Source organism: Roseivivax halotolerans, from assembly GCF_900115815.1.
GTDB classification, from domain to species: Bacteria; Pseudomonadota; Alphaproteobacteria; order Rhodobacterales; family Rhodobacteraceae; genus Roseivivax; species Roseivivax halotolerans.
In genome coordinates this window covers 125,649-148,594 of sequence record NZ_FOXV01000002.1, presented here as the reverse complement: position 1 = coordinate 148,594, position 22,946 = coordinate 125,649, and the positions used below count along the sequence as shown (strand labels likewise).

Annotated in this window: 27 protein-coding genes and 2 tRNA genes; 18 read left to right on the top strand and 11 right to left on the bottom strand. The window is 65.3% G+C overall.

Annotated elements, in window-relative coordinates:
* Positions 1 to 26 precede the first annotated feature (26 nt).
* Complete coding sequence (locus BM171_RS03585; protein WP_093009456.1) at positions 27 to 338, bottom strand: phosphoribosyl-ATP diphosphatase; 312 nt, start codon at positions 336 to 338, stop codon at positions 27 to 29.
* Positions 335 to 1,093: an imidazole glycerol phosphate synthase subunit HisF gene (hisF, locus tag BM171_RS03580; protein ID WP_093009455.1), complete on the bottom strand. Its 759-nt coding sequence runs from the start codon at positions 1,091 to 1,093 to the stop codon at positions 335 to 337. Before hisF ends, BM171_RS03585 begins: the two co-directional genes overlap by 4 nt.
* A gap of 125 nt (positions 1,094 to 1,218) precedes the next feature.
* Here hisF and BM171_RS03575 point away from each other — a divergent pair, with 125 nt between their 5' ends.
* Positions 1,219 to 1,683, top strand: coding sequence for a DUF302 domain-containing protein (locus BM171_RS03575; protein ID WP_093009454.1), 465 nt, complete (start codon positions 1,219 to 1,221; stop codon positions 1,681 to 1,683).
* Positions 1,684 to 1,687: 4 nt separating this feature from the next.
* Here the strand turns inward: BM171_RS03575 and hisA are convergent, their stop codons facing one another.
* Positions 1,688 to 2,407, bottom strand: coding sequence for a 1-(5-phosphoribosyl)-5-[(5-phosphoribosylamino)methylideneamino]imidazole-4-carboxamide isomerase (gene hisA, locus BM171_RS03570; protein ID WP_093009453.1), 720 nt, complete (start codon positions 2,405 to 2,407; stop codon positions 1,688 to 1,690).
* A 137-nt stretch (positions 2,408 to 2,544) separates the two neighbouring features.
* Here hisA and BM171_RS03565 point away from each other — a divergent pair, with 137 nt between their 5' ends.
* On the top strand, positions 2,545 to 2,934 hold the full coding sequence (locus tag BM171_RS03565) for a DUF2147 domain-containing protein (protein WP_093009452.1): 390 nt from the start codon (positions 2,545 to 2,547) through the stop codon (positions 2,932 to 2,934).
* A 60-nt stretch (positions 2,935 to 2,994) separates the two neighbouring features.
* Here the strand turns inward: BM171_RS03565 and hisH are convergent, their stop codons facing one another.
* Together hisH and hisB are read right to left on the bottom strand one after the other, a co-directional pair.
* The gene (gene hisH, locus BM171_RS03560; RefSeq protein ID WP_093009451.1) at positions 2,995 to 3,633 is read right to left on the bottom strand and encodes an imidazole glycerol phosphate synthase subunit HisH; all 639 of its coding nucleotides are present in this window, start codon (positions 3,631 to 3,633) and stop codon (positions 2,995 to 2,997) included.
* Between the two features lie 2 nt (positions 3,634 to 3,635).
* The gene (gene hisB / locus BM171_RS03555; protein ID WP_093009450.1) at positions 3,636 to 4,223 is read right to left on the bottom strand and encodes an imidazoleglycerol-phosphate dehydratase HisB; all 588 of its coding nucleotides are present in this window, start codon (positions 4,221 to 4,223) and stop codon (positions 3,636 to 3,638) included.
* Between the two features lie 130 nt (positions 4,224 to 4,353).
* Here hisB and BM171_RS03550 point away from each other — a divergent pair, with 130 nt between their 5' ends.
* On the top strand, positions 4,354 to 4,593 hold the full coding sequence (locus BM171_RS03550; RefSeq protein ID WP_093009449.1) for an Lrp/AsnC ligand binding domain-containing protein: 240 nt from the start codon (positions 4,354 to 4,356) through the stop codon (positions 4,591 to 4,593).
* 48 nt (positions 4,594 to 4,641) lie between these two features.
* On the opposite strand, the gene BM171_RS03545 is transcribed toward BM171_RS03550, so the two are convergent.
* From BM171_RS03545 to BM171_RS03520, 6 genes are all read right to left on the bottom strand, one after another.
* Positions 4,642 to 4,716, bottom strand: a tRNA-Gly gene (locus BM171_RS03545).
* Between the two features lie 22 nt (positions 4,717 to 4,738).
* A tRNA-Gly gene (locus tag BM171_RS03540) sits at positions 4,739 to 4,813 on the bottom strand.
* A 96-nt stretch (positions 4,814 to 4,909) separates the two neighbouring features.
* The gene (locus tag BM171_RS03535) at positions 4,910 to 5,299 is read right to left on the bottom strand and encodes an MAPEG family protein (protein WP_093009448.1); all 390 of its coding nucleotides are present in this window, start codon (positions 5,297 to 5,299) and stop codon (positions 4,910 to 4,912) included.
* Positions 5,296 to 5,700, bottom strand: coding sequence for a rhodanese-like domain-containing protein (locus BM171_RS03530; RefSeq protein ID WP_093009447.1), 405 nt, complete (start codon positions 5,698 to 5,700; stop codon positions 5,296 to 5,298). The genes BM171_RS03535 and BM171_RS03530 overlap by 4 nt, the downstream gene beginning before the upstream one ends.
* A gap of 32 nt (positions 5,701 to 5,732) precedes the next feature.
* Positions 5,733 to 9,176: a pyruvate carboxylase gene (locus tag BM171_RS03525; RefSeq protein WP_093009446.1), complete on the bottom strand. Its 3,444-nt coding sequence runs from the start codon at positions 9,174 to 9,176 to the stop codon at positions 5,733 to 5,735.
* 58 nt (positions 9,177 to 9,234) lie between these two features.
* On the bottom strand, positions 9,235 to 10,383 hold the full coding sequence (locus BM171_RS03520) for an alpha-hydroxy acid oxidase (RefSeq protein ID WP_175497481.1): 1,149 nt from the start codon (positions 10,381 to 10,383) through the stop codon (positions 9,235 to 9,237).
* Positions 10,384 to 10,576: 193 nt separating this feature from the next.
* Between BM171_RS03520 and BM171_RS03515 the strand changes: the two genes are divergently transcribed.
* From BM171_RS03515 to BM171_RS03450, 15 genes are all read left to right on the top strand, one after another.
* Entirely contained in the window at positions 10,577 to 12,955 is a 2,379-nt protein-coding gene (locus tag BM171_RS03515) for an ATP-dependent helicase (RefSeq protein WP_093009444.1), read from the top strand.
* Between the two features lie 92 nt (positions 12,956 to 13,047).
* On the top strand, positions 13,048 to 14,832 hold the full coding sequence (locus BM171_RS03510; protein ID WP_093009443.1) for an SLC13 family permease: 1,785 nt from the start codon (positions 13,048 to 13,050) through the stop codon (positions 14,830 to 14,832).
* A 139-nt stretch (positions 14,833 to 14,971) separates the two neighbouring features.
* The gene (locus tag BM171_RS18675) at positions 14,972 to 15,316 is read left to right on the top strand and encodes a hypothetical protein (protein WP_139218665.1); all 345 of its coding nucleotides are present in this window, start codon (positions 14,972 to 14,974) and stop codon (positions 15,314 to 15,316) included.
* Positions 15,317 to 15,338: 22 nt separating this feature from the next.
* Positions 15,339 to 16,580 (top strand): DNA-packaging protein, encoded by a 1,242-nt coding sequence (locus BM171_RS03505; protein ID WP_093009719.1) that lies wholly within the window; start codon positions 15,339 to 15,341, stop codon positions 16,578 to 16,580.
* A 150-nt stretch (positions 16,581 to 16,730) separates the two neighbouring features.
* A complete protein-coding gene (locus tag BM171_RS03500; protein ID WP_093009442.1) occupies positions 16,731 to 17,915 on the top strand; it encodes a phage portal protein in 1,185 nt (394 codons plus the stop codon).
* Positions 17,908 to 18,135 carry a GTA head formation protein, RCAP_rcc01685 family gene (locus BM171_RS03495; RefSeq protein WP_093009441.1) on the top strand — a complete coding sequence of 76 codons (228 nt, stop codon included), beginning with the start codon at positions 17,908 to 17,910 and terminating at the stop codon, positions 18,133 to 18,135. Before BM171_RS03500 ends, BM171_RS03495 begins: the two co-directional genes overlap by 8 nt.
* Before the next feature lie 23 nt (positions 18,136 to 18,158).
* Entirely contained in the window at positions 18,159 to 18,704 is a 546-nt protein-coding gene (locus BM171_RS03490; protein ID WP_093009440.1) for an HK97 family phage prohead protease, read from the top strand.
* A gap of 29 nt (positions 18,705 to 18,733) precedes the next feature.
* Entirely contained in the window at positions 18,734 to 19,918 is a 1,185-nt protein-coding gene (locus BM171_RS03485) for a phage major capsid protein (protein ID WP_093009439.1), read from the top strand.
* A 79-nt stretch (positions 19,919 to 19,997) separates the two neighbouring features.
* Positions 19,998 to 20,591, top strand: a complete 594-nt coding sequence (locus BM171_RS03480; protein ID WP_093009438.1) for a head-tail connector protein — start codon at positions 19,998 to 20,000, stop codon at positions 20,589 to 20,591.
* Entirely contained in the window at positions 20,588 to 20,926 is a 339-nt protein-coding gene (locus BM171_RS03475) for a head-tail adaptor protein (RefSeq protein WP_093009437.1), read from the top strand. The genes BM171_RS03480 and BM171_RS03475 overlap by 4 nt, the downstream gene beginning before the upstream one ends.
* Positions 20,923 to 21,339 (top strand): DUF3168 domain-containing protein, encoded by a 417-nt coding sequence (locus BM171_RS03470; protein WP_093009436.1) that lies wholly within the window; start codon positions 20,923 to 20,925, stop codon positions 21,337 to 21,339. The genes BM171_RS03475 and BM171_RS03470 overlap by 4 nt, the downstream gene beginning before the upstream one ends.
* Before the next feature lie 14 nt (positions 21,340 to 21,353).
* On the top strand, positions 21,354 to 21,773 hold the full coding sequence (locus BM171_RS03465; protein WP_093009435.1) for a phage major tail protein, TP901-1 family: 420 nt from the start codon (positions 21,354 to 21,356) through the stop codon (positions 21,771 to 21,773).
* 3 nt (positions 21,774 to 21,776) lie between these two features.
* The gene (locus BM171_RS03460; RefSeq protein WP_093009434.1) at positions 21,777 to 22,106 is read left to right on the top strand and encodes a gene transfer agent family protein; all 330 of its coding nucleotides are present in this window, start codon (positions 21,777 to 21,779) and stop codon (positions 22,104 to 22,106) included.
* Positions 22,096 to 22,290 carry a rcc01693 family protein gene (locus tag BM171_RS03455; protein WP_093009433.1) on the top strand — a complete coding sequence of 65 codons (195 nt, stop codon included), beginning with the start codon at positions 22,096 to 22,098 and terminating at the stop codon, positions 22,288 to 22,290. The genes BM171_RS03460 and BM171_RS03455 overlap by 11 nt, the downstream gene beginning before the upstream one ends.
* On the top strand, positions 22,287 to 22,940 hold the full coding sequence (locus tag BM171_RS03450; RefSeq protein WP_093009432.1) for a phage tail tape measure protein: 654 nt from the start codon (positions 22,287 to 22,289) through the stop codon (positions 22,938 to 22,940). The genes BM171_RS03455 and BM171_RS03450 overlap by 4 nt, the downstream gene beginning before the upstream one ends.
* Positions 22,941 to 22,946: the final 6 nt, after the last annotated feature.

The window sequence follows — 22,946 nt, the reverse complement described above, 5'->3', positions numbered from 1 at the left end:
TATGCCGCCCGACAGGACGGGCCTCGTCAGTGCTCTCGTGCGGCCTTTTCCGCGAGACCTGAACGGCTTTGCCGGGTCTCGAGTTCGGCCATGACGTCAGCAAGCGGAACGCCTTGCGATTTCAGCATCACGAGGAAATGGAAAAGCACGTCGGCAGCCTCCGAGGTCAGGCGGGCGCGGTCGCCGCGCGCGGCCTCGATGATCGCCTCGATCGCTTCCTCGCCGAACTTCTCAGCGCATTTCTCGGGGCCCTTTGCCAGGAGCTTCGCAGTCCAGCTCTCGTCCGGCGCGGCTTCGGCTCGCGCGTCGATGATCCGGGCAAGTTCCTCAAGGGTCATCGGCGCACCGGGATACCGTGCGCGGCCATGTGATCCTTCGCCTCGGCGATGGTGAATTCTCCGAAGTGAAAGATCGAGGCTGCGAGGACGGCAGACGCTCCGCCTTCGGTCACGCCTTCCACGAGGTGATCGAGCGTGCCGACACCGCCGGAGGCGATGACGGGAATTGTCACCGCGTTCGAAATCGCGCGGGTCAGCGGGATGTTGAAGCCCGAGCGGGTGCCATCCTTGTCCATCGAGGTCAGCAGGATCTCGCCCGCGCCCTTGGCCTGCATGGTCAGCGCGAAGTCGATGGCGTCGATCCCGGTCTCGCGGCGGCCGCCATGGGTGAAGATCTCCCATTTGTTCTCGCCCACGGACTTGGCATCGATGGCGACAACGATGCATTGGCTGCCGAACTGGTCGGAGGCGCGCGAGACGACGTCCGGGTCGGCGACGGCGGCGGAGTTGAAGCTGACCTTGTCCGCGCCCGCGAGAAGCAGCTTGCGGACATCCTCGACGCTGCGAACGCCGCCGCCCACGGTAAGGGGGATGAAGCATTGCTCGGCGGTGCGCGTCACCACGTCGAGCATGGTGTCGCGATCCTCGTGGCTCGCGGTGATGTCGAGAAAGCAGATCTCGTCCGCGCCGGCGGCGTCGTAGGCGCGCGCGGCATCCACCGGATCGCCTGCATCGCGCAGATCGACGAAGTTGACGCCCTTGACGACGCGGCCATCGGCCACGTCGAGGCAGGGAATGATGCGGGTCTTCAGCATGGGCTCGCTCTCGTTGGCTCACTCCCGGATATGCCGAAGGCTGGCACGGATCACAAGTCGGCCAGTCAGGGAACCCAGAGAGCCCTACTGCGAGTTGCGCCTCTGTTAACCAACAGGAGGTTTCGATGATTCGCGTTCTGATCCGTACTGCCGCCCCTCTCGTCCTCGCGCTCGGCGTCGGCGCGCCCGCTTTGGCGGACGATCATGTCATCACCAAGGACAGCCCGCATACAGTGGCCGAGACGATCGACAAGCTCGAGGCCGCCGTGAAAAATGCGGGCGCAACGATCTTCGCCCGTGTCGATCACGGCAGCGGCGCCCAGAGTGTCGATATGGATCTCGGCGCGAGCGAATTACTCATTTTCGGCAATCCTCAGATCGGGACCCCCGCGATGCAGGATGATCCGCTGGCGGGGCTCGTATTGCCGCTGAAGGTTCTGGCTTACGAGGATGCGACGGGCCAGGTGCGCGTCGCCTATGTCGAGCCCGAGGAAACCTTCGACGAGTTCGAGATCGACGACGATGCGGAATACATCAGGCAGATGGAAGGCGCGCTCGACAATCTGACGAGCGCGGCCGTCGCCGAGTAACGGATCAGGCGAGCGCGCTCAGGGCCTCGCGAAGGTCGAGCGCGCCGTCATAAAGGGCACGGCCCGAGATCGCGCCCGAGATGATTCCGGTGTCGCGAAGGGCTGTCAGGTCCGCGAGAGAGGATACGCCGCCCGAGGCTATGACCGGGATCGAGACGGCACGGGCCAGTGCCTCGGTCGCCTCGATATTCGGGCCGCCCATCGCGCCGTCACGGTTGATGTCGGTATAGATGATCGCCGCGACACCGGCGTCCTCGAAGCTTTTTGCAAGCTCGGTCGCGTCGACATCCGTCTCTTCGGCCCAGCCCTTGGTCGCGACCTTGCCGCCGCGCGCGTCGATCCCGACTGCGACCCGACCCGGAAAGGCGCGCGCGGCTTGTCGAACGAGGTCCGGGTTCTCGACTGCGACCGTGCCCAGAATGACGCGGGCGAGGCCCTTGTCGAGCCAGGTTTCGATCGTGGCCATGTCGCGGATGCCGCCGCCAAGCTGCGCCGGAGTGCCGGGGCAGGCGGCGAGGATCGCCTCGACCGCCGAGGCGTTCACCGGCGTTCCCGCGAACGCGCCGTTGAGGTCCACGAGGTGCAGCCATTCGCACCCGGCATCCACGAAGGCGCGTGCCTGCGCCGCTGGATCGTCGTTGAAGACAGTGGATTTCTCCATGTCGCCGCGCAGGAGGCGGACGGCCTGGCCGTCCTTGAGGTCGATGGCGGGAAAGAGGATCATCTGGCGGCATACCCCGGAGATTTGCGTCGCCGAGCCAGATGACATGACGGAACGGCACATGCAACGCGACCTTGCGTCAAGCTTGATCGGTGCGGGGATTGGGCGTCAGGCTGTATCCCATTCAAGGGAGGAGAGCCATGAAAACCATTCTGACAGCCATTGCGGGCCTCGCACTGAGCGCAACCGCCGCCTTCGCCGACCCGATTCTCGGAACCTGGAAAACCGAGGTCGATGACGGCTCCTACGCTTATGTGGGCCTCAAGCCCTGCAACGGCGGCAAGATCTGCGGCACGATCGACCGCACCTTCAACGCGCAGGGCGAATACAATTCGCCGAACAAGGGCGAAGTGCTTGTCCGGAACATGGTTCCGCAAGGAAATGGCCGCTACGAGGGCCGCGTGTGGCGACCGTCGAACAACAAGGTCTATCTCGGCAAGATGAACCTCAACGGCAACACGCTGCAGCTTCAGGGCTGCGTGGCGGGCGGCCTGCTCTGCTCGAGCCAGACCTGGGCGCGGGTGAACTGAGCTTCACCCTGACGCCGGTGACGAAAAAGGGGGCTCTAGCCCCCTTTTTTTTGCGCGCCGTCAGGGCCGCCAGGTCAGGAAGTTGGCAATCATCCGCAGGCCGCTTTCCGCACTCTTCTCGGGATGGAACTGCAAGCCGATGCGGTTCTCCGAGCCCACGATGGCGGTGACGTGCTCGCCGTAATCGACATAAGCGATGCGCTGTCCGGGATCGGCCATGCGGATCTGGTAGGAATGCACGAAATAGGCGTGATCGCCAGTCTCGATGCCCTCGAGGACCGGGTGAGGCTGCTCGATGACCAAATCGTTCCAGCCCATATGAGGGACTTTTAGCGACGGATCGGAGGGTACGATCTTCAGGACTTCGCCGTCGACCCAGCCGAGCCCATCGGCCTCTTCGTATTCGTGGCCCTTGCGCGCCATGAGCTGCATGCCGACGCAGATGCCCATGAACGGGCGGCCCTTCTCTTCGACGGCCTCGACCAGAGCCTCGTAGACGCCGCCCTGGCCGCGCAAAGCCGCGGCACAGGCGGGAAAGGCCCCGTCGCCGGGCAGAACGAGCCGGTCGGCCTTGGCAACGACATCGGCCGAGTTGGTGACGACGACGTCGCCGCCATCCACCTCGCGGGCCATTTTCTGGAAGGCCTTGTCGGCCGAGTGCAGATTGCCGCTTTCGTAATCTATGATCGCGGTCAGCATGGTCAGAGCGTTCCCTTCGTGGATGGGATGGCATCGGATTTGCGCGGATCGGGCTCGATGGCCTCGCGCAATGCCCGGGCGACGGCCTTGAACGCGGCCTCCGCGATGTGATGGCTGTTGAGGCCGTGCAGCCTATCGACATGCAGCGTGATGCCGCCGTGGGTGGCGAAAGCCTGGAAGAATTCGCGCACGAGCTCGGTGTCGAACGTGCCTATCTGCGCGGTCGGCATCTCGACGTTCCAGACGAGGTAGGGCCTGCCCGAAAGGTCGAGCGCGGCGCGCACGAGCGCATCGTCCATCGGCAGAAGGCACGCGCCGTAGCGGCGGATGCCGCGCTTGTCGCCAAGCGCCTCGCGCAGCGCCTGGCCGAGCGCGATGCCGACATCCTCGACGCTGTGATGGTCGTCGATATGCCGGTCGCCCTCGCAGCGCACCTTCATGTCGATGAGCGCATGCCGGGCGAGCTGATCGAGCATGTGGTCGAAAAAGCCGACGCCGGTCTGGTTGTCGTAGCTGCCCGTGCCGTCGAGATCGAGCGACACGGTGATGTCGGTCTCGGCGGTCTTGCGTGTGATGTCGGCCTTACGCATCGGGTTCGTCCTTCGAGCGGTTCGGGCGGGTTATAGGGTCAGCGCACGGCGAGGAAAAGGGTGGGGCAGGGCCCATTGTGCGCCCGTGACTTCCGTGCCAGCTTGACGCCGCGAGAGAAAAGGACCCCTCATGAGCGCCTGCGTCTTCATCCAGATCCGCTGCACGCCCGGCAAGACCTATCAGGTCGCCGAGGAGATCGCCCTCAGGGAGATCCATTCGGAGCTCTATTCGACGTCGGGAGAATACGATCTTCTTTTGAAAATGTACGTGCCGGAGGATCAGGATATCGGGAAATTCATCAACGAGCATCTGCTGGTGATCCCGGGGATCGAGCGATCGCTGACGACGCTGACCTTCAAGGCGTTCTGAGGGGCGGCGGTCAATGGCGCCTGGTTCTCTGCCGGAAAAAGAGACCGATGGAGCGGGCGAGGCGATTCGAACGCCCGACCCTTACCTTGGCAAGGTAATGCTCTACCCCTGAGCTACGCCCGCAAATCCATCGTCTGGCTCGATTTGGAGCGGGCGAGGCGATTCGAACGCCCGACCCTTACCTTGGCAAGGTAATGCTCTACCCCTGAGCTACGCCCGCTTACCAATCGATTAGCGGGGATGTAGAAAATCGCCGCGCGCGCTGCAAGGGGAAAATGTCGCCGACCCTACGGATTTTCGCGCCCGAAGACCGCGATCACCAGATTGCGTGGGTCAGCAGCCCGAGCGCCGTGAGGCCGAGCATCGCGAATGTCAGCACCATGCCGCCCGCGCGGAGCGGCATCGAGGGCGTCACACGCGACAAGGCCAACGCATGCATGCCACGCCCGATGAGCAGCGTCAGGCCCGCCGCGTGCACCGCGATGGCCGGGGCGCCCATGAGTTCGGTCAGGAGCAGCAGGACGATCCCGAGCGGCGCGAATTCGGCGAAGTTGCCATGCGCGCGTATCCGCCGCTCCAGCGCGACGTCGTCTCCTGCGCCAAGCGATGTCTTCGTTTCGCCCCGCCGTTGGATCACGCGAACGGAAAGGACGATGAAAATGAGGGTCAGAAGAGCCGCATAGGTTGCCGAGATCGCGACGCTCATGACTTGGCCTCGTCCTTTTCAACCGCGCCGCCCTTGGCGACCCAGTCATTGAACCCGTCGCGCAGATGCGCCGCTTCGAAGCCCATCTTCTGCAATTGGAACGCGGCAAGCGCCGAGCGCCATCCCGAGGCGCAATGCAGAACATAGCGCTTGTCTTCCTGCCCGAAGACCTCGCGGTAATAGGGGCTGTCCGGGTCGATCCAGAATTCGAGCATGCCGCGCGGTGCGTGAACCGAGCCGGGAATGTAGCCCGTCTTCGTCCGCTCGCGCACATCGCGGATATCGACGACGACCACGTCCGGTTCGGAGAACATCGTCAGCGCCTCGTCCGTGGAGACCTCTGCGACCTGGCTGCGTGCCTCCGCCACGAGGTCGGCGGCCGAGAGTTTGAGTTGTGACATCTACGTGTCTCCGCCTTCGAGATGGTCCTGCATCACTCGTACTCGACCAAGAGATCCTTGGCGTCGATCTGGGCGCCGGGGGTCGCGTTGACGGCCTTGATCTTGCCGTCCTGCTCGGCGTGGAGGCCCGTTTCCATCTTCATTGCCTCGATGGTGAGGAGCAGATCGCCTTTCTTGACCTCCTTGCCCGCCTCGACCGCGACCGAGGCCACAACGCCCGGCATCGGAGCGCCGACATGCTTTGGATTGCCCATTTCCGCCTTGGGCGCGGCTGCCTTGCCGCCGGTGGCCTTGCGGTCGGTCACGCGAACGGAGCGGGGCTGGCCATTCAATTCGAAGAAGACGCGGGCCTCGCCGTTTTCCTGCGTCTCTCCGACGGTGATGAGCCGGATCTCGAGCGTCTTGCCGGGATCGATTTCCGCCGTGATCTCCTCGCCCGGCTCCATACCGTAGAAGAAGGTGCGAGTCGGCAGCGTGCGGACGGGGCCGTAGGTCTCGTGACGGGCGATATAGTCGGTGAAGACCTTGGGATACATCAGGTAGCCGCCGAGATCCTCGTCGTCGAATTCGACATCCTCGAACTTCTCGGCGAGCTCTTCGCGCTTTTTCTGGAGGTCCACCGGCTTGAGATGCTTGCCAGGACGATCCTTCAGCGGCTTCTCGCCCTTCAGAACCTTTTTCTGGATCTTGTCCGGGAAGCCGCCCGGAGGCTGGCCGAGATTGCCCTTCATCATGTCGATCACCGAGTCGGGGAAGGAGATATCCTTCTTCGGATCCTCGACATCGGCACGGCTGAGGCCCTGGCTGACCATCATCAGGGCCATGTCGCCAACGACTTTCGAGGAGGGCGTCACCTTCACGATATCGCCGAACATCTGGTTCACGTCGGCATAGGTCTTTGCGACCTCGTGCCAACGTTCTTCCAGACCCATCGAGCGCGCCTGCGCCTTGAGGTTGGTGAACTGCCCGCCGGGCATCTCGTGCAGGTAGACCTCGGAGGCCGGGGCCTGCTGGCCGGTTTCGAAGGCGGCGTACTGGCCGCGCACCCCTTCCCAGTAGTTCGAGATCTCGCGGATCGCATCGATATCGAGGCCGGTTTCACGATCTGTGAAGCGCGTGGCCTCGACGATGGAGCCGAGCGTCGGCTGCGAGGTATTGCCGGACAGTGCGTCCATTGCCGCATCGACCGCGTCAACGCCTGCGTTGGCCGCGGCCATGACCGTCGCTATCGCCGCGCCGGAGGTGTCGTGGGTGTGGAAATGGATCGGCAAGCCGACCTCTTCCTTGAGGGCGGTGATGAGCGGCCCGGCTGCGGCGGGTTTCAGAAGGCCGGCCATGTCCTTGAGGCCGAGGACATGCGCGCCCGCGTCCCTCAGTTCCTTGCCCATCGCAACGTAATACTTGAGATCGTATTTCGCGCGGTCGGGATCGTTGATGTCCCCGGTATAGCAGATCGTGCCTTCGCAGACCTTCCCGGACTCGATCACCGCATCCATCGCGACACGCATGTTCTCAACCCAGTTCAGGCTGTCGAAGACGCGGAAGACATCGACGCCCGATGTCGCGGCCTGTTTGACGAAGAACTCAACCACGTTGTCGGGATAATTGGTGTAGCCCACGCCGTTCGAGGCACGCAGCAGCATCTGCGTCATCAGGTTCGGCATCTTTGCGCGAATGTCGCGCAGGCGCTGCCACGGGCATTCCTGCAGGAACCGGTAGGCGACGTCGAAGGTCGCGCCGCCCCAGCATTCGACCGAGAAGAGCTGCGGCAGGTTGGCGGCATAGGAGGGTGCCACCTTGATCATGTCGAGAGAGCGCATCCGCGTCGCCAGCAGCGACTGGTGCCCGTCGCGCATCGTCGTGTCGGTGATCAGAAGCTGTTTCTGCTCGGCCATCCAGTCGGCGACGGCTTGCGGGCCCTTCTCGTCGAGCAGGTTGCGCGTGCCGGGCGGAGGCGTCTCGAGGCGTGGCTTCGGCGGTTTGGCGGGCTTGAGGTCGGCGGCCGGTCGCACACGGCCTTCGGTCTCGGGGTGCCCGTTCACCGTGATGTCCGCGATGTAGGTCAGCACCTTCGTGCCACGGTCCTTGCGCGGTTTGAAATCGAAGAGGTCCGGCGTCTCGTCGATGAACTTGGTCGTGTAGCGGTTGTTCAGGAAGGTCGGATGCTTGAGCAGGTTCTGCACGAAGTCGATATTCGTGCTGACGCCCCGGATGCGGAACTCGCGCAGCGCCCGGTCCATCCGTTTGATCGCCTTCTCGGGGGTCGGAGCCCAGGCCGTGACCTTCACGAGAAGCGAGTCGTAATAGCGGGTGATGACCCCGCCCGCGTAGGCGGTGCCGCCATCGAGACGGATGCCCATGCCCGTGGCCGAGCGATAGGCGGAGATGCGGCCGTAATCGGGGATGAAGTTGTTCGTCGGATCCTCGGTCGTGATCCGCGTCTGCAATGCGTGACCGTTCAGGGAGATGTCATACTGACTGGCCTTGCCGGTCGCTTCGGAGAGGCTCTTGCCCTCGGCGATCATGATCTGCGCCTGCACGATGTCGATGCCGGTGACTTCCTCGGTCACCGTGTGCTCCACCTGAACGCGCGGGTTCACCTCGATGAAGTAGAAATTGCCGGTTTCCATATCCATCAGGAACTCGACGGTGCCGGCGCATTCGTAATTCACATGGGCGCAGATCTTGCGGCCAAGCTCGCAGAGCTCTTCGCGTTGCGCGTCCGAGAGATACGGAGCGGGCGCGCGTTCGACGACCTTCTGGTTGCGGCGCTGGACCGAGCAATCCCGCTCGAAAAGGTGGTAGATGTTGCCTTCCTTGTCGCCGAGGATCTGTACCTCGACGTGGCGGGCGCGGGTGATCATCTTCTCGAGATATCCCTCGCCATTGCCGAAGGCGGCTTCGGCCTCGCGGCGGCCTTCCTTGACCTTGTCCTCGAGCTCGTCGGCCGAGAGGATCGGACGCATCCCGCGCCCGCCGCCGCCCCAGGACGCCTTGAGCATCAGCGGATAGCCGATCTCGTCGGCCTGAGCGCGGGTTTTCTTCATGTCGTCGTCGAGCACGTCCGAGGCGGGGATCACCGGAACGCCCGCCTCGATCGCGACGCGGCGCGCGGAGGCCTTGTCGCCGAGCGCTCGCATCGTCTCCGCGCGCGGTCCGATGAAGGTGATGCCCGCCTCGTCGCAGGCGTCGACGAAATCGGGGTTCTCGGACAGGAGCCCGTAACCTGGGTGAATAGCGTCCGCGCCCGATTCCTTCGCGACGCGGATGATCTCTTCTATCGAGAGATAGGCTTGGACGGGTCCAAGCCCTTCACCGATACGATAGGCCTCGTCGGCCTTGAAGCGGTGCAGGCCCAGCTTGTCCTCCTCGGCGAAGATCGCGACGGTGCGTTTGCCCATCTCGTTGGCGGCGCGCATGATCCGAATGGCGATCTCGCCGCGGTTCGCGATGAGGATTTTCTGGAAATCGGGCATGAAAGGTCCTCGGTCCGAGAGTGTGTTGTCTATGTGTTAGGCAAGTCGAGGAACATCCTCAACGTGTAGCGATAGGTAAGCTGCCGCCGCGAAGGTCCAGAGGGCGCGAAACGCCCAGTTGGCCCAGATTTGCGGCAAGGTCCGCCGTGAGGATGTGATGAAGATGGGCAGGGCCCTCCGCGCCGAGAGCCGCAAGCGCATAATGCCATGCGCGGCCGAGCATGACGAAATCCGCGCCGAGCGCGATGGCCCGCAGGATATCGAGCCCGCCCTCTATGCCGCTGTCGAAGATCAGCGGCAAATTGGTGGCGGCGCGAATGCCCGGCAAGACCTCGATCGTCGGCGGGGCGGCGTCGAACTGGCGGCCCGCGTGATTCGACACCCAGATCGCATCGACGCCTTCGGCTTCGAGCCGGCTTGCATCCTCTTGGCGCAGAACGCCCTTCACGATGAGCGGCCCCTGCCAATGTTCACGCAGCCAATTCAGATAGTCCCAGCCTGGCGAGGTCCGCAGAAGGTAGCCCACATGCGCGGTCGACGAGAGGTTCTGGCTTGAGCTGGTATAGCGGTCGAGCGTCTCCATCCGGGGCAAGGAGCCGCGGCGGGCCATCGCGAGTGCCCAGGCCGGGCGCAGCGCGGTTTGCGCCAGAAGGCGTGGCGTCAGCCGCGGCGGCTGCGTCAGCCCGCCCTTGAGCTGGCGTTCTCGGCGCGAGGCGACAGGCACGTCGGCCGTCAGAACGAGCGTCGAGAAGCCGGACTCCTTCACGCGGGCGAGGAGATCCTTGCGAATCTCGGGATCCCGCGGGGGGTAAAGCTGGTACCATCCGCGCCCGCCCGTCTCGGGGCCGACAGCTTCGGGCGTCGTCGCCGCGACGCTGGACAGGCCATAGGGGATGCCCGCCTTGTGCCCGTGCGCGGCAAGGAGCCGTTCCGCATGCGGCCAGAACAGTCCGGACATACCCAGGGGCGAGATGCCGAACGGCGCGCTCCAGTCTTCGCCGAGAAAGGTGGTGGAGAGATCGGTCTCGATCTCGCCGTGCAGGATCGAGGGCAGGAACCGGATATCGTCAAGCGCGCGGCGATTGGCGGCTTGGGTTATTTCGCGCCCCGTGGCGCTGTCGAGATAATCCCAGACAAAGCGCGGAAGCCGGCGTTTCGCGCGGTCACGCAGGTCGGAGATGGCGGGGTAACGGGCGTCGAGCGACATGGGCCAGATAAGAAGGTGCGAGGGCAGGATTGTCCAGCCGCCTTGCGAGCTTCAACGAAAGCCGGGGGCGCTGCCCCCGGACCCCCGCGGGTATTTGGGCCAACCCAAAGCAGGGAAGGGTCGCGGATTGGTGTGAAGAACATTTTGCGAACGCCGCTTTATCTCCGCTGCGTCGTCCGCTATTTTCTCACACATGAGCAGTTTTGACGAAATGGATGCCTTCGAAGGGGCCTCGCTGTCGGCACGGGCCATGCAATCGCGCGGCGCGCCCTATCTCGACGGGCTGAACCCCGCGCAGCGCGAAGCCGTGGAGACGCTGGACGGCCCCGTTCTGATGCTGGCTGGCGCCGGCACCGGCAAGACGCGGGCGCTCACGGCGCGGATCGTGCATCTTCTGAACACCGGCCGCGCGCGCCCGAACGAGATCCTCGCCGTGACCTTCACGAACAAGGCCGCGCGCGAAATGAAGAGCCGGGTCGGCGGTATGCTGGGTCAGGCGATCGAAGGGATGCCGTGGCTTGGCACCTTCCATTCGATCTGCGTGAAGCTTTTGCGCCGGCATGCGGAACTGGTGGATCTGAAGTCGAACTTCACCATTCTCGACACCGACGACCAGGTGCGGCTGATGAAACAGCTCATCCTTGCGCGGAATATCGACGAGAAGCGCTGGCCCGCCCGGCAACTCGCCGGGATCATCGATGGATGGAAGAACCGCGCGATCTCTCCGGACAAGGTGCCGGCGGGCGATGCGGGCGCGTTCAACCACGAAGGCCCCGCGCTCTACGCGGAATACCAGGCGCGCCTGCGCGAGTTGAACGCTGTCGATTTCGGCGATCTTCTTTTGCACATGGTCACGATCTTCCAGACCCACGAGGACGTGCTCGCGCAGTATCAACGCTGGTTCCGTTACATCCTCGTGGACGAATACCAAGATACGAACGTTGCGCAGTATCTCTGGCTCAGGCTGCTGGCGGGGGGGCACAAGAACATCTGCTGCGTCGGCGATGACGACCAGTCGATCTATGGCTGGCGCGGCGCGGAGGTCGGCAACATCCTGCGCTTCGAGAAGGACTTTCCGGGCGCGCATGTGGTCCGGCTCGAACAGAATTACCGCTCGACGCCGCATATCCTGGCCGCCGCCTCGGGGGTGATCGCGGGCAACCAGGGACGGCTCGGTAAGGAGCTCTGGACCGAGGCGGAGGACGGTGAGAAGGTGCGCCTCATCGGTCATTGGGACGGCGACGAAGAGGCGCGCTGGGTCGGCGAGGAAGTCGAGGCGATGCAGAAGGGCACGCGCGGGATGCGTGCCTTCTCCCTCGACGATATGGCGATCCTCGTGCGGGCCTCCCACCAGATGCGCGCCTTCGAAGACCGCTTCCTGACGATCGGGCTGCCCTATCGCGTCATCGGCGGGCCACGCTTCTACGAGCGGATGGAGATCCGCGACGCGATGGCCTATTTCCGCCTCGTCACCAGCCCCGAGGACGATCTCGCGTTCGAGCGGATTGTGAACACGCCCAAGCGCGGGCTCGGCGACAAGGCGCAGCAGACGATCCAGCAGATCGCGCGCAGCCAAGGCGTGCCGCTCATCGAGGGGGCTCGCCTCGCGGTCGAGGATGGCGCGATCAAGGGCAAGGGTGGCGCGGCCCTGAAAGTGCTGGTCGAGGATCTGGCGCGCTGGAGCCGGATGACCGGAGATGCGGATCTGAGCCACATGGAACTGGCCGAGATCGTGCTCGACGAATCGGGCTACACGGGCATGTGGCAAAACGACAAGACGCCCGAAGCGCCGGGGCGGCTCGAGAACCTCAAGGAACTCGTCAAGGCGCTTGAAGGCTTCGAGAATCTGCAAGGATTTCTCGAGCATGTCAGCCTCGTGATGGATAACGAGTCCGATGATGGCGGCGCGAAAATCTCGATCATGACGCTGCACGCGGCGAAGGGCCTCGAATTTCCCGCCGTCTTCCTTCCAGGCTGGGAAGATGGTCTGTTCCCGTCGCAGCGCTCGATGGACGAGTCGGGGATGAAAGGGCTCGAGGAGGAGCGGCGGCTCGCCTATGTCGGAATCACGCGGGCCGAGGAGGTTTGCACGATCTCCTTCGCCGGCAACCGTCGTGTCTTTGGCCAATGGCAGAGCCAGATGCCCTCGCGTTTCATCGATGAGCTGCCCGAAGCGCATGTGGAGGTGCTGACGCCGCCGGGCCTTTACGGGGGCGGCTACGGCGCCGCGGGGATGGCGGCCAGCGCCTCGCCCGAGAGCATGGCGAACGCGCAGAGCGATCTGCACGAACGCGCGAGCCGTGCCGACGTTTATAACAGCCCCGGCTGGAGGCGGTTGCAATCGCGCTCGCAGGAACGGCCCCTGAGCCAACCGCGGGAAAGCCGGAACCAGGTGATCGACCTAGATGCGACCTCGTCCTACGTCATGGGCGAGCGCGTCTTTCATCAGAAATTCGGCTACGGCGAGATCACCGGCATTGAAGGGGACAAACTGGAAGTGGCCTTCGAGAAGGCGGGCACCAAGAAGGTCGTCTCCCGTTTCGTCTGCGCCGCCGACGACGTGCCCTTCTAGGCGCAGCTGCCCGCGGCGGAGGTAGCGCTTGTGGCGCTTGGCGGGCCTCTGCAATATGCGCCGACGCCCCCACGAACCAGCAGCGAGCCGCAATGGAAATTTTCACCTTCAGCCAGGATGTTGCGGCCTATATCACGCTCGCCGTGATTGCCGGCATGTTCGTGCTCTTCGTGACCGAGCTTTATCCGGTGGAGGTGGTGGCGCTGGGCGGCGTCGCGGTTCTTCTGGTGTTGGGCGCGCTGCCTTACGACTCGGCGCTCGAAGTGCTGTCGAACCCTGCGCCCTGGACCATCGCGGCGATGTTCGTCGTGATGGGGGCGCTCGTGCGGACGGGGGCGCTCGAAGCCTTCACGAACTTCGCGCAGGCCAAGGCGGAGAAACGCCCGAAAGTCGCGTTTCTGGCGATCATGACGGTCGTTGTCCTCGCCTCGGCCGTGATGAACAACACGCCGGTCGTGGTGGTCATGCTGCCGATCTTCGTGCAGCTCTCACGCACGCTGGGGCAGGCGCCGTCGCGGCTTTTGATCCCGCTCAGCTATGCTGCGATCCTTGGTGGCACGCTGACCCTGATCGGCACATCCACGAACCTTCTTGTCGATGGCGTCGCGCGCAGTCGCGGGCTCGAGCCGTTCTCCATCTTCGAGATCACGCCGCTCGCGACAGTCCTTGTCGTGGTCGGGATGGTCTTCCTCTACTTCTTCGGGCCGGTGCTGCTTCCAGAGCGGTCGAGTATGGCGGGGATGCTGCAGGATCGCAGCCGCATGAAATTCTTTACCGAGGCCGTGATCCCGCCGGATTCGAACCTGATCGGTCGGGATGTGCTCAGTGTGCAGCTCTTCAAACGCGAAGGCGTGCGGCTCATCGACGTGATCCGGGGCGATCAGTCGCTGCGGCGCAACCTGGATGACGTGCAATTGCAGCTTGGTGACCGGGTGGTGCTGCGAACCCAGATGACCGAGCTTTTGAGCCTGCAGCGCAACAAGTCGCTGAAACGGGTGGACCAGGTGTCCTCGGTCGAGACCACCACCGTCGAGGTTCTGATCACGCCGGGCTGCAAGATGGTCGGACGTTCCCTCGGGGCATTGCGTCTTCGTCGACGCTTCGGGGTCTATCCGCTGGCAGTGCATCGGCGGAACCAGAATATCGGGCGGCAGCTTGACGATCTCGTCGTGCGGGTCGGGGACACGCTTCTGCTCGAAGGGACGCCTGAAGACATCAAGCGGCTGGCTGACGAGATGGCGCTCGTCGATGTTGCGCAGCCCTCAGCACGGGCGTTCCGGCGCGGCCATGCACCGATCGCGCTCGCGGCGCTAGCCGGGATTGTCATCCTTGCCGCGCTTGGCATCGCACCGATCCTCGCGCTTGCAGTGATCGCGGTCGCCGTCGTGCTTCTGACGCGCTGTATCGATGCGGACGAGGCGTTCTCCTTCGTCGAAGGACAGCTCCTCGCTCTGATCTTCGCCATGCTGGCTGTCGGTGCCGCACTCGATGAGACCGGGGCTGTCGAGATGGTGGCGGGCTGGGTCGCGCCATGGATGTCGGACCTGAGCGGGATGTGGATCATACTCGCGGTCTTCCTGCTGACGTCCATCCTCACCGAGCTTGTCTCCAACAACGCGGTCGCGGTGGTGATGACGCCGATCGCGATCTCGCTGGCCTCGGCGCTCGGCATCGACCCGCGCCCGCTGGTCGTGGCGGTCATGGTGGCGGCCTCCTGCGCGTTCGCGACCCCGATCGGCTATCAGACGAATACGCTGGTTTATGGTCCGGGCGGCTACCAGTTCACGGATTTCATCAAGATCGGTGTCCCGATGAACGCTCTCATGGCGATCGTCTCGTCGCTTCTGATCCCTCTGATCTGGCCGTTGACACCCTGACAACCTCTGTTGCCAGCCGGTAAAGCGCGGCGGCCTTACCGCGTGCTGAAGGATTCTCGTGAATTTTGCCAGTCTCGGGGGCGCTCCTTGTGACCCGCCTCCGAGCGATACCGTGCAACAAGACGAGGCAGAGACACGCATGAGCCTGATCGAACCGACGCTGCGGGACGCGGCGCTCGAGGAGGAACGCGAAGAGTTCCGGGAGACGCTCGCCGAGCTGCGACTGGCGCTCAGAGACCTGAAGGAAAAGGTCCGGGCCGGAGAGATGACCAAGGAGGACAAGACGAACGGCAAGCGGCTTCTGGACGAGGCCCGCTACTGGCTGAAGGCACTTAGAGAAACGGAGGCGGAACTTGTCAGGATCGAACGCGAGAAAGCAGGAATTTCAGGGGCCTGGGGGCTCGATCTCGACCAGAGCCGCGAGGCCGTTCGCTGCCTCTTGGCGAAACTGCCGAGATGCGGATGCGCGGGCGGCGGCACTTGAGGGGCTCGATCCCGGCTCCGAGATCGCGTTGCCGTATCTCTTCGATCTCTGGGCGCTGCCGTATCAGCTGCCGCCCGAGGGTCGCTGGCGATCCTGGGTCATTCTGGGCGGACGCGGCGCGGGAAAGACCCGCGCCGGGGCTGAGTGGGTGCGCGGTCAGGTCGAGGGCGCTCGGCCCAAAGATCCGGGGCGCTGCCGGCGCATCGCGCTTCTGGGTGAGACCTTCGATCAGGTGCGCGAGGTGATGGTCTTCGGTGACAGCGGGATCATGGCCTGCTGCCCGCCCGACCGGCGACCCGTCTGGCAAGCCTCGCGGTCCTGCCTCGTCTGGCCGAATGGGGCCGAGGCAATGGCCTTCTCGGCGCAATCGCCCGAGGCGCTGCGCGGGCCGCAATTCGACGGAGCCTGGGCGGATGAGCTCGCAAAATGGGCGAAGGCGCAGGATGTCTGGGACATGCTGCAATTCGGCCTGCGCCTTGGCGACCTGCCGCAGGTCTGCGTGACCACGACCCCGCGCAACCAGCCGACGTTGAAGGTGCTTTTGGCGCGGCCCTCCACGGTCGTCACCCATGCCGCGACGGAGGCGAACCGGGCGAACCTTGCCGCCTCCTTTCTCGAGGAGATGTCCGCGCGCTACGCGGGCACGCGCCTTGGCAGGCAGGAACTCGACGGGGTGCTGATGGAGGATGTGCCTGGCGCGCTCTGGAATCCGGCAATGCTGGAGGCTGGACGGCAGGAGGAGGTGCCCGCGATGGTGCGCGTCGTCGTGGCTGTCGATCCGCCCGCGACGGGGTCCAAGACCTCGGATGCTTGCGGGATCGTCGCAGCCGGTCTCACCGCCGACGGGCGGGCGGTTGTGCTGGAGGATGCCAGCGTCCAGGGCGTCAGCCCGACGGGCTGGGCCGAGGCCGCCATCGCGGCGATGACGCGTTGGGGTGCGGAGCGCATGGTGGCGGAGGTGAACCAGGGCGGCGACATGGTCGAGGCCGTGCTGCGCTCCGTCGATCCGGATCTTCCTCTCCGGAAGGTTCACGCCTCGCGGGGCAAATCCGCAAGGGCCGAACCTGTGGCGGCGCTCTATGAGCAGGGTCGGGTGCGGCATCTCAAGGGGCTCGATCTGCTGGAAGACGAGATGTGCCGCATGACGTTGTCGGGCTATGCGGGGCAGGGTTCACCGGACCGGGTCGATGCGCTGGTCTGGGCGCTGACGGAGCTCTGCCTGCAGAAAACCGGGCGCGCGCGGCCGGCTCTGCGATGCCTCTAACTGACTGAGAGAGGGCGGTGTTGCGCGGTTTCCCCTGAACCGCGCGGCACCGTCAATCCGCGTTAACCGTTTGGCGACCAATCTGTTTCCACGCCGAGAGAGCACCGCTCGCAGCGGCAGGAATGGAAACGGGACACGAGGTCGGGCGAAATGGTCGTCAGCATCTTCCGCAGGAAAAACGAGACGCCCGCGATCGAGGCGAAGGCGTCGGCCACCGGACCGGTCGTCGCCTATGCGACTTCTGGCCGGATCGCCTGGTCGCCGCGCGACACCGTCTCGCTCACCAAGACCGGCTTTGCGGGCAATCCCATCGGCTTCCGCGCAGTCAAACTCATCGCCGAGGCGGCCGCCGCTATTCCCCTCGTCTTGCAGGATGCCGAGATGCGGTACGAGTCGCATCCCGCGCTCACCCTCCTGGCCCGTCCGAACCCGGCGCAGGGGCGGGCGGAACTCTTCGAGGCTCTCTTCGGCCAGCTGCTTCTCGCAGGGGATGCCTATGTCGAGGCGGTCGCGGACGAAGAAGGGCTGCCGTTCGAGTTGCATGTGCTGCGCTCTGACCGGATGCGGCTCGTGCCCGGTGCCGATGGCTGGCCGGTCGCCTATGAATACACGGTCGGGGCCAAGACCCACCGGTTCGCGGTCGGCGCCGGTGCAAGCCCGATCTGTCATCTGAAATCCTTTCATCCGCAGGACGATCATTACGGACTTTCGCCCATGCAGGCGGCGGCTCAAGCGATGGATGTGCACAACGCCGCCTCGCGCTGGTCGAAGGGGCTGCTCGACAATGCCGCGCGGCCCTCGGGCGCCATCGTCTTCTCCGGTGGCGACGGGGCGGGCACGCTCAGCCCCGAGCAATATGATCGGCTCGTCTCCGAAATGGAGAGCTATCACATGGGCGCGCGCAATGCCGGACGGCCGATGCTGCTCGAGGGCGGGCTCGACTGGAAGCCAATGGGCTTTTCGCCGTCCGATATGGAATTCCACAAATCCAAAGAAGCGGCTGCGCGCGAGATCGCTGTTGCCTTCGGAGTGCCGCCAATGCTGCTGGGCATCCCCGGCGAGGCCACGTTCGCCAATTACCAGGAGGCGCACCGCGCGTTCTATCGCCTGACGGTGCTGCCGCTTGCGACCCGCGTCGCGGCCAGCCTCGGGGCGTGGCTTTCGGGATTCGCGGGGCAGGACTTCGCGCTCAAACCCGATCTCGACCAGGTGCCCGCGCTTGCTGCCGAGCGCGACCAGCAATGGCAGCGCGTGGCCGCGGTGGATTTCCTGTCGCCCGCCGAAAAGCGTCGCCTACTGGGCCTGCCGCCGCTTGCGGAGGCAGGGGATGATTGAAGGACGGATCGCGCCCGAGAGCTTCGAATGTGCGCCTGGACTGAAACTGGCGGCCCACGAGCGGCTTTCGAAGCTGCAGGTCGACACGCTGACCCAGCGGCTTGACCGGATCGAGAGCCTGATCGAGCGGATCGAGCGCCGGCTCTGGCTCGCCGTCTACGGCGTCGTGGCCGCGATCCTGCTGCAAGGCGCGGTCGACCTGATGAACCTGGTGCCGTGATGCGCCGAACGAAAGGAAGCCCGATGATCGAGCTGGAACACAAACTCTGCCGCTTCTCGACGAACGTGACCGTCGATGACGGGCTCGAGATCGAGGGCTATGCCTCGCGCTTCGGGGCCTGCGACCAGGGCGGCGATATCGTCGCGAAAGGGGCCTACGCCGCCTCGCTGGGGCGCATGGCGCGGGAAGGACGGGCGGTGAAAATGCTTTGGCAGCACGACCCCGCTCAGCCCATCGGGATCTGGAGCGAGGTGCGGGAAGACGGGATCGGACTTCACGTGAAAGGCCGCCTTCTGCGCGGTGTGGCGCGCGCCGAGGAGGCGGCGGAGCTGCTGCGGGCGGGCGCGATCGACGGGCTGTCGATCGGCTACCGCACGCTCCGGGCCACCAAGAACGACAAGGGCCAGCGGGTCCTTACCGAACTGGAGCTCTGGGAGGTGTCGCTTGTCACCTTCCCGATGCTTCCCAGTGCGCGGATCGAGGGCAAGGGGGATGATCCTCTCGCCGCGGATTGGCGCGAATTGGCGGAGACGCTGACGCGGCTTCGTTGCGACATGGCGGGCGGCTGACGCGCGCTTCACTGAACGGGATCAGAGTGATGACGACAACCGAGACGACCTCTCGGGCCGGAGAAGATGTGTCTCCGGTCGCCCGGGTCGGGGCCGCGATGGCGGGCCTCGTGGGGGACATCAGGGCCATGCAGGCCGAACTGCACCAGAAACTAGACGCACAGGAAGAGCGATTGACCATGCTGGACAGAAAATCCGCCATCCGCGCCGCACGGCCGGCTCTGGCCGCCACGACCGAGACCGGAGCCCCGCATCAGAAGGCGTTCACCGCCTATCTTCGCAGCGGCGACGACGATGCGCTCCGGGGACTCGAGCTTGAAGGCAAGGCGCTGTCGACGGCGGTCAATTCGGATGGCGGCTATCTCGTCGATCCGCAGACCTCCGAAACGATCGCCTCGGTGCTGGCGGGGGCGGGGTCGATCCGCTCGGTCGCCAATGTCGTGAATGTGGAGGCGACCTCCTTCGACGTGCTCATCGACCGCAACGATGCGGGCGCGGGCTGGGCAAACGAGACGAGCGCCACCGGCGAGACCGGCACGCCGACGATCGAGCGGATCTCCATCCCTCTTTTCGAACTGAACGCGATGCCGAAAGCGTCACAGCGGCTTCTCGACGATGCGGCCTTCGACGTGGAGACCTGGCTCGCAGGCCGGATCGCCGACAAGTTCTCCCGTGCCGAGGCCGCGGCCTTCGTCTCCGGCGACGGCGTGGACAAGCCCAAGGGCTTTCTTGGCCATCCGCAGGTTGAAAACGAGACATGGGCCTGGGGCAGCCTCGGCTATGTCGCAAGCGGCACTGCGGGCGATATCGGAGACGGCGATGCGCTGATCGAGCTGGTCTACGCCCTTGGCGCGGACTACCGCGCGAAGGCGGCGTTCGTGATGAACTCCAAGACCGCAGGCGCGCTGCGAAAGCTCAAGGATGCGGACGGACGGCACCTCTGGTCGGACGGGTTCGCCAGCGCCGAGCCTGCGCGCCTGCTGGGCTACCGCGTCGTGATCGCCGAGGACATGCCCGATATCGGCGCGGATGCGACGCCCATCGCTTTCGGTGATTTCGGCGCAGGTTACACGATCGCCGAGCGCCCGGACCTGCGCGTTCTGCGCGATCCGTTCAGCGCCAAGCCGCATGTCCTGTTCTACGCGACCAAGCGCGTCGGCGGCGACGTGTCGGACTTCGCGGCGATCAAACTCCTGCGCTGCGCGGCGAGCTGACCCAGAGACGTGCGGGCGGCGCGACGTGCCGCCGCCCGACCCCAAAGCGCGGCTCCCCGCGCCAATGAGAAGAAGACCGATGATGCTGACCGAAGAGACACTCGTGCCCGAGGCGGCCTTGCCCGTCGACTCGCTGAAACAGCACCTCCGAATGGGGTCGGGCTTTGGCGAAGACGATCTGCAGGATGCGGTTCTCGGATCGTTCTTGCGCGCAGCCATCGCCGCCATCGAGGGGCGCACGGCGAAAGCGCTGATCGCGCGTCAGTTCCTGCAGATCGTGCAGGGATGGACGCGACCCGATGCCCAGACCTTCGCAATCGCGCCCGTCCGCTCCGTCGAGAGCGTGTCGCTGGTCGACCGCTTCGGGGCGGCCAGCCCGGTTGCGCCCTCGGCATATCGGCTCGTCCGCGATGCCCAGGCGCCGAACCTTCGTGCGCTCGCCACAAGCCTGCCCGCCATACCCGAAGGTGGTGCGGCCGAGCTGCGCTTCGTCGCGGGCTTCGCAGAGGCCTTCGATGACCTACCGCCGGACCTGTCGCAAGCCGTGCTGATGCTTGCCGCGCATTTCTACGATCACCGTGAAGACACCGGACTCGCGGCGGGATGCATGCCCTTTGGCGTCACCAGCCTTCTCAGCCGCTATCGCCCGATGCGAATGGGATTTTCCGCATGACGGCCCCGCGTCTCAATCGAAAGCTCGTTCTCGAGCGCAAGACCGAGCTGCCGGACGGCGCCGGTGGACGGTCGGAGGGGTGGCAGGAGGTCGGCACGCTCTGGGGCGAGATGACGCCCCGCGCCGGCCGCGAGGTCCAGGGTGAGGGCGGCGCGCTCACGCGGTCGGGCGTCCGCATCATCGTGCGCGCGGCTCCTGCCGGATCGCTCGCCCGTCCGCGGGTTCAGGATCGGTTCGCGAGCGGCACGCGCCGCTTCGAAATCCTTGCAGTGCAGGAGGAGGGGCCTGCCGCGCGGTACCTGATCTGCACTGCCGAAGAGAGAGCCAGCGCATGAGCTATGCCATATCAGAAGCGCTGCAGGCGGCGATCTTTACGCGCCTTGCCGCTGATCCCGCGCTCACCGCCGAGGTTGGCAGCCACATCTACGATGCGCTGCCGGCGGGGCCGGTCCCGAGCCTCTACGTCTCGCTCGGGCCCGAGAAAGTGCGCGCGGCCTCGGATGCGAGCGCGGATGGAGCCTGGCACGACATCTCGGTCACCGTCGTGACCGATGCGGGCGGGTTTCGGCAGGCCAAACGCGCCGCGGTGGCGCTGTCCGATGCGCTCGAAGGAGCGGACCTGACGCTCGCGCGGGGGCGCCTCACCAGCCTCAGGTTCCTCCGGGCCGAGGCGCGGCACAGAAGCGGCGGGCTTCGGCGGATCGAGATGATCTTCCGTGCCCGCGTCGACGACGATCAATCCCAGTAACGGAGTGTAGCGACATGACCGCTCAGAACGGCAAGGACCTTCTCATCAAGCTCGACCTGACCGGGGACGGGCAGTTCCATACAATGGCGGGCCTGCGTGCGACGCGGATCGCCTTCAACGCCGAGCAGGTGGACGTGACCTCGCTCGAAAGCGAAGGGGGATGGCGCGAGCTTCTGGCAGGCGCGGGCGTCCGCAGCGCGGCGATCTCGGGCTCGGGTGTCTTTCGCGATGCCGATACCGACGAGCGCGCGCGACAGATTTTCTTCGGCTCCGAAACGCCGGCATTCCAAGTGGTGATCCCCGATTTCGGGACAGTCACCGGCCCGTTCCAGGTCACCGGCCTTGAATATGCCGGCACCCATGACGGCGAGGCGACCTACGAGGTCTCGATGGCTTCGGCGGGTGCGCTCTCGTTCGTCGCGCAAGCGAGCTGATCCATGACGAATCCCTGGCGCGGTGAAGTGGAGATCGTGATCGACGGGGCGCCGCGAGCGATGCGGCTGACCCTGGGCGCACTCGCGGAGCTCGAGGCGAGCCTTGGCGAAGACACGCTCGTCGCGCTTGTGGAGCGGTTCGAGACAGGGCGCTTTTCCTCGCGCGACGTGCTGGCGCTGATCGTCGCGGGGCTCCGTGGCGGGGGCTGGCAAGGACGCGCGGGCGATCTGATGCAAGCCGAGATCGCGGGCGGGCCCGTGGCAGCCGCCAAAGCGGCGGCGCTTCTTCTGGCACAGGCGTTTGGCCCGGTGGAGGCCGCCGATGCGGTTTGACTGGCCGGGCCTCATGCGCGCGGGCTTCCAGGGTCTGCGGCTGCCGCCCGAGGCGTTCTGGTCGCTCACACCGGCCGAGCTTCGGCTGATGCTGGGCGAGGGCCAGGGGCCGCGCCCGATGGCGCGCGCGCGGCTCGATGAATTGATGGCGAACTTTCCCGACGATGAAGGGGCCAAGAGATGACAGATCCAGAAAAGCTCGAGGCCGAGATCGACGCGCTCGATGCCGCGCTCTCGGGCGCGACCGGCATGGCCGCGAGCTTCAACGCCGAGATGAAGCGCATCCACGAGACGTTCTCGGAGACGGGCGGCGGCGTGCGGCGGCTCCAGAAGGCGCTGTCCACGGGGCTGTCCTCGGCCATCGACGGCGTGATCCTCGACGGGATGAGCCTGACACAGGCGCTGAACGAGGTCGCGCAGGCGATGATCGACACCGCCTACAAGGCAGCGATCGATCCGGTCGCCGACCATCTGGGCGGGCTGGTGTCTGCCGGCGTGAATTCCGTCTTCGGTCAATACTCCCCGTTCGAAAAGGGCGCTGGCTTCGCGCAGGGCCGGGTGATGCCTTTCGCCACGGGCGGCATCGTCACCGGGCCCACGACCTTTCCGATGCGGGGCGGCACCGGGCTCATGGGTGAGGCCGGGCCAGAAGCGATCATGCCACTCGCTCGCGGACCCGACGGCAAACTCGGGGTGAGGGCGGGCGGCGGTGGGCAAGCCATCAACATCACCATGAACATCACGACGCCCGATGTGCAGGGCTTCGAACGCAGCCAGAGCCAGATCGCCGCGCGCATGGCGCGGATGATCGGGCAGGGCGGCCGCAACCGCTGAGGAGAC

What these genes read in the sequence shown, in the direction of transcription:
- BM171_RS03520 (WP_175497481.1), bottom strand. Translation starts at nt 10,383, where the DNA reads ATGTCGCTCGACGCCCGTTACCCCGCCATCTCCGACCTGCGTGACCGC.
- BM171_RS03575 (WP_093009454.1), top strand. Translation starts at nt 1,219, where the DNA reads ATGATTCGCGTTCTGATCCGTACTGCCGCCCCTCTCGTCCTCGCGCTC.
- BM171_RS03490 (WP_093009440.1), top strand. Translation starts at nt 18,159, where the DNA reads ATGATCGAGCTGGAACACAAACTCTGCCGCTTCTCGACGAACGTGACC.
- BM171_RS03455 (WP_093009433.1), top strand. Translation starts at nt 22,096, where the DNA reads ATGCGGTTTGACTGGCCGGGCCTCATGCGCGCGGGCTTCCAGGGTCTG.
- BM171_RS03535 (WP_093009448.1), bottom strand. Translation starts at nt 5,299, where the DNA reads ATGAGCGTCGCGATCTCGGCAACCTATGCGGCTCTTCTGACCCTCATT.
- BM171_RS03500 (WP_093009442.1), top strand. Translation starts at nt 16,731, where the DNA reads ATGGTCGTCAGCATCTTCCGCAGGAAAAACGAGACGCCCGCGATCGAG.
- BM171_RS18675 (WP_139218665.1), top strand. Translation starts at nt 14,972, where the DNA reads ATGAGCCTGATCGAACCGACGCTGCGGGACGCGGCGCTCGAGGAGGAA.
- BM171_RS03450 (WP_093009432.1), top strand. Translation starts at nt 22,287, where the DNA reads ATGACAGATCCAGAAAAGCTCGAGGCCGAGATCGACGCGCTCGATGCC.
- BM171_RS03470 (WP_093009436.1), top strand. Translation starts at nt 20,923, where the DNA reads ATGAGCTATGCCATATCAGAAGCGCTGCAGGCGGCGATCTTTACGCGC.
- BM171_RS03525 (WP_093009446.1), bottom strand. Translation starts at nt 9,176, where the DNA reads ATGCCCGATTTCCAGAAAATCCTCATCGCGAACCGCGGCGAGATCGCC.
- BM171_RS03475 (WP_093009437.1), top strand. Translation starts at nt 20,588, where the DNA reads ATGACGGCCCCGCGTCTCAATCGAAAGCTCGTTCTCGAGCGCAAGACC.
- hisA (WP_093009453.1), bottom strand. Translation starts at nt 2,407, where the DNA reads ATGATCCTCTTTCCCGCCATCGACCTCAAGGACGGCCAGGCCGTCCGC.
- BM171_RS03465 (WP_093009435.1), top strand. Translation starts at nt 21,354, where the DNA reads ATGACCGCTCAGAACGGCAAGGACCTTCTCATCAAGCTCGACCTGACC.
- BM171_RS03515 (WP_093009444.1), top strand. Translation starts at nt 10,577, where the DNA reads ATGAGCAGTTTTGACGAAATGGATGCCTTCGAAGGGGCCTCGCTGTCG.
- BM171_RS03495 (WP_093009441.1), top strand. Translation starts at nt 17,908, where the DNA reads ATGATTGAAGGACGGATCGCGCCCGAGAGCTTCGAATGTGCGCCTGGA.
- BM171_RS03550 (WP_093009449.1), top strand. Translation starts at nt 4,354, where the DNA reads ATGAGCGCCTGCGTCTTCATCCAGATCCGCTGCACGCCCGGCAAGACC.
- BM171_RS03510 (WP_093009443.1), top strand. Translation starts at nt 13,048, where the DNA reads ATGGAAATTTTCACCTTCAGCCAGGATGTTGCGGCCTATATCACGCTC.
- BM171_RS03530 (WP_093009447.1), bottom strand. Translation starts at nt 5,700, where the DNA reads ATGTCACAACTCAAACTCTCGGCCGCCGACCTCGTGGCGGAGGCACGC.
- BM171_RS03460 (WP_093009434.1), top strand. Translation starts at nt 21,777, where the DNA reads ATGACGAATCCCTGGCGCGGTGAAGTGGAGATCGTGATCGACGGGGCG.
- BM171_RS03585 (WP_093009456.1), bottom strand. Translation starts at nt 338, where the DNA reads ATGACCCTTGAGGAACTTGCCCGGATCATCGACGCGCGAGCCGAAGCC.
- hisB (WP_093009450.1), bottom strand. Translation starts at nt 4,223, where the DNA reads ATGCGTAAGGCCGACATCACACGCAAGACCGCCGAGACCGACATCACC.
- BM171_RS03485 (WP_093009439.1), top strand. Translation starts at nt 18,734, where the DNA reads ATGACGACAACCGAGACGACCTCTCGGGCCGGAGAAGATGTGTCTCCG.
- hisF (WP_093009455.1), bottom strand. Translation starts at nt 1,093, where the DNA reads ATGCTGAAGACCCGCATCATTCCCTGCCTCGACGTGGCCGATGGCCGC.
- BM171_RS03480 (WP_093009438.1), top strand. Translation starts at nt 19,998, where the DNA reads ATGATGCTGACCGAAGAGACACTCGTGCCCGAGGCGGCCTTGCCCGTC.
- hisH (WP_093009451.1), bottom strand. Translation starts at nt 3,633, where the DNA reads ATGCTGACCGCGATCATAGATTACGAAAGCGGCAATCTGCACTCGGCC.
- BM171_RS03565 (WP_093009452.1), top strand. Translation starts at nt 2,545, where the DNA reads ATGAAAACCATTCTGACAGCCATTGCGGGCCTCGCACTGAGCGCAACC.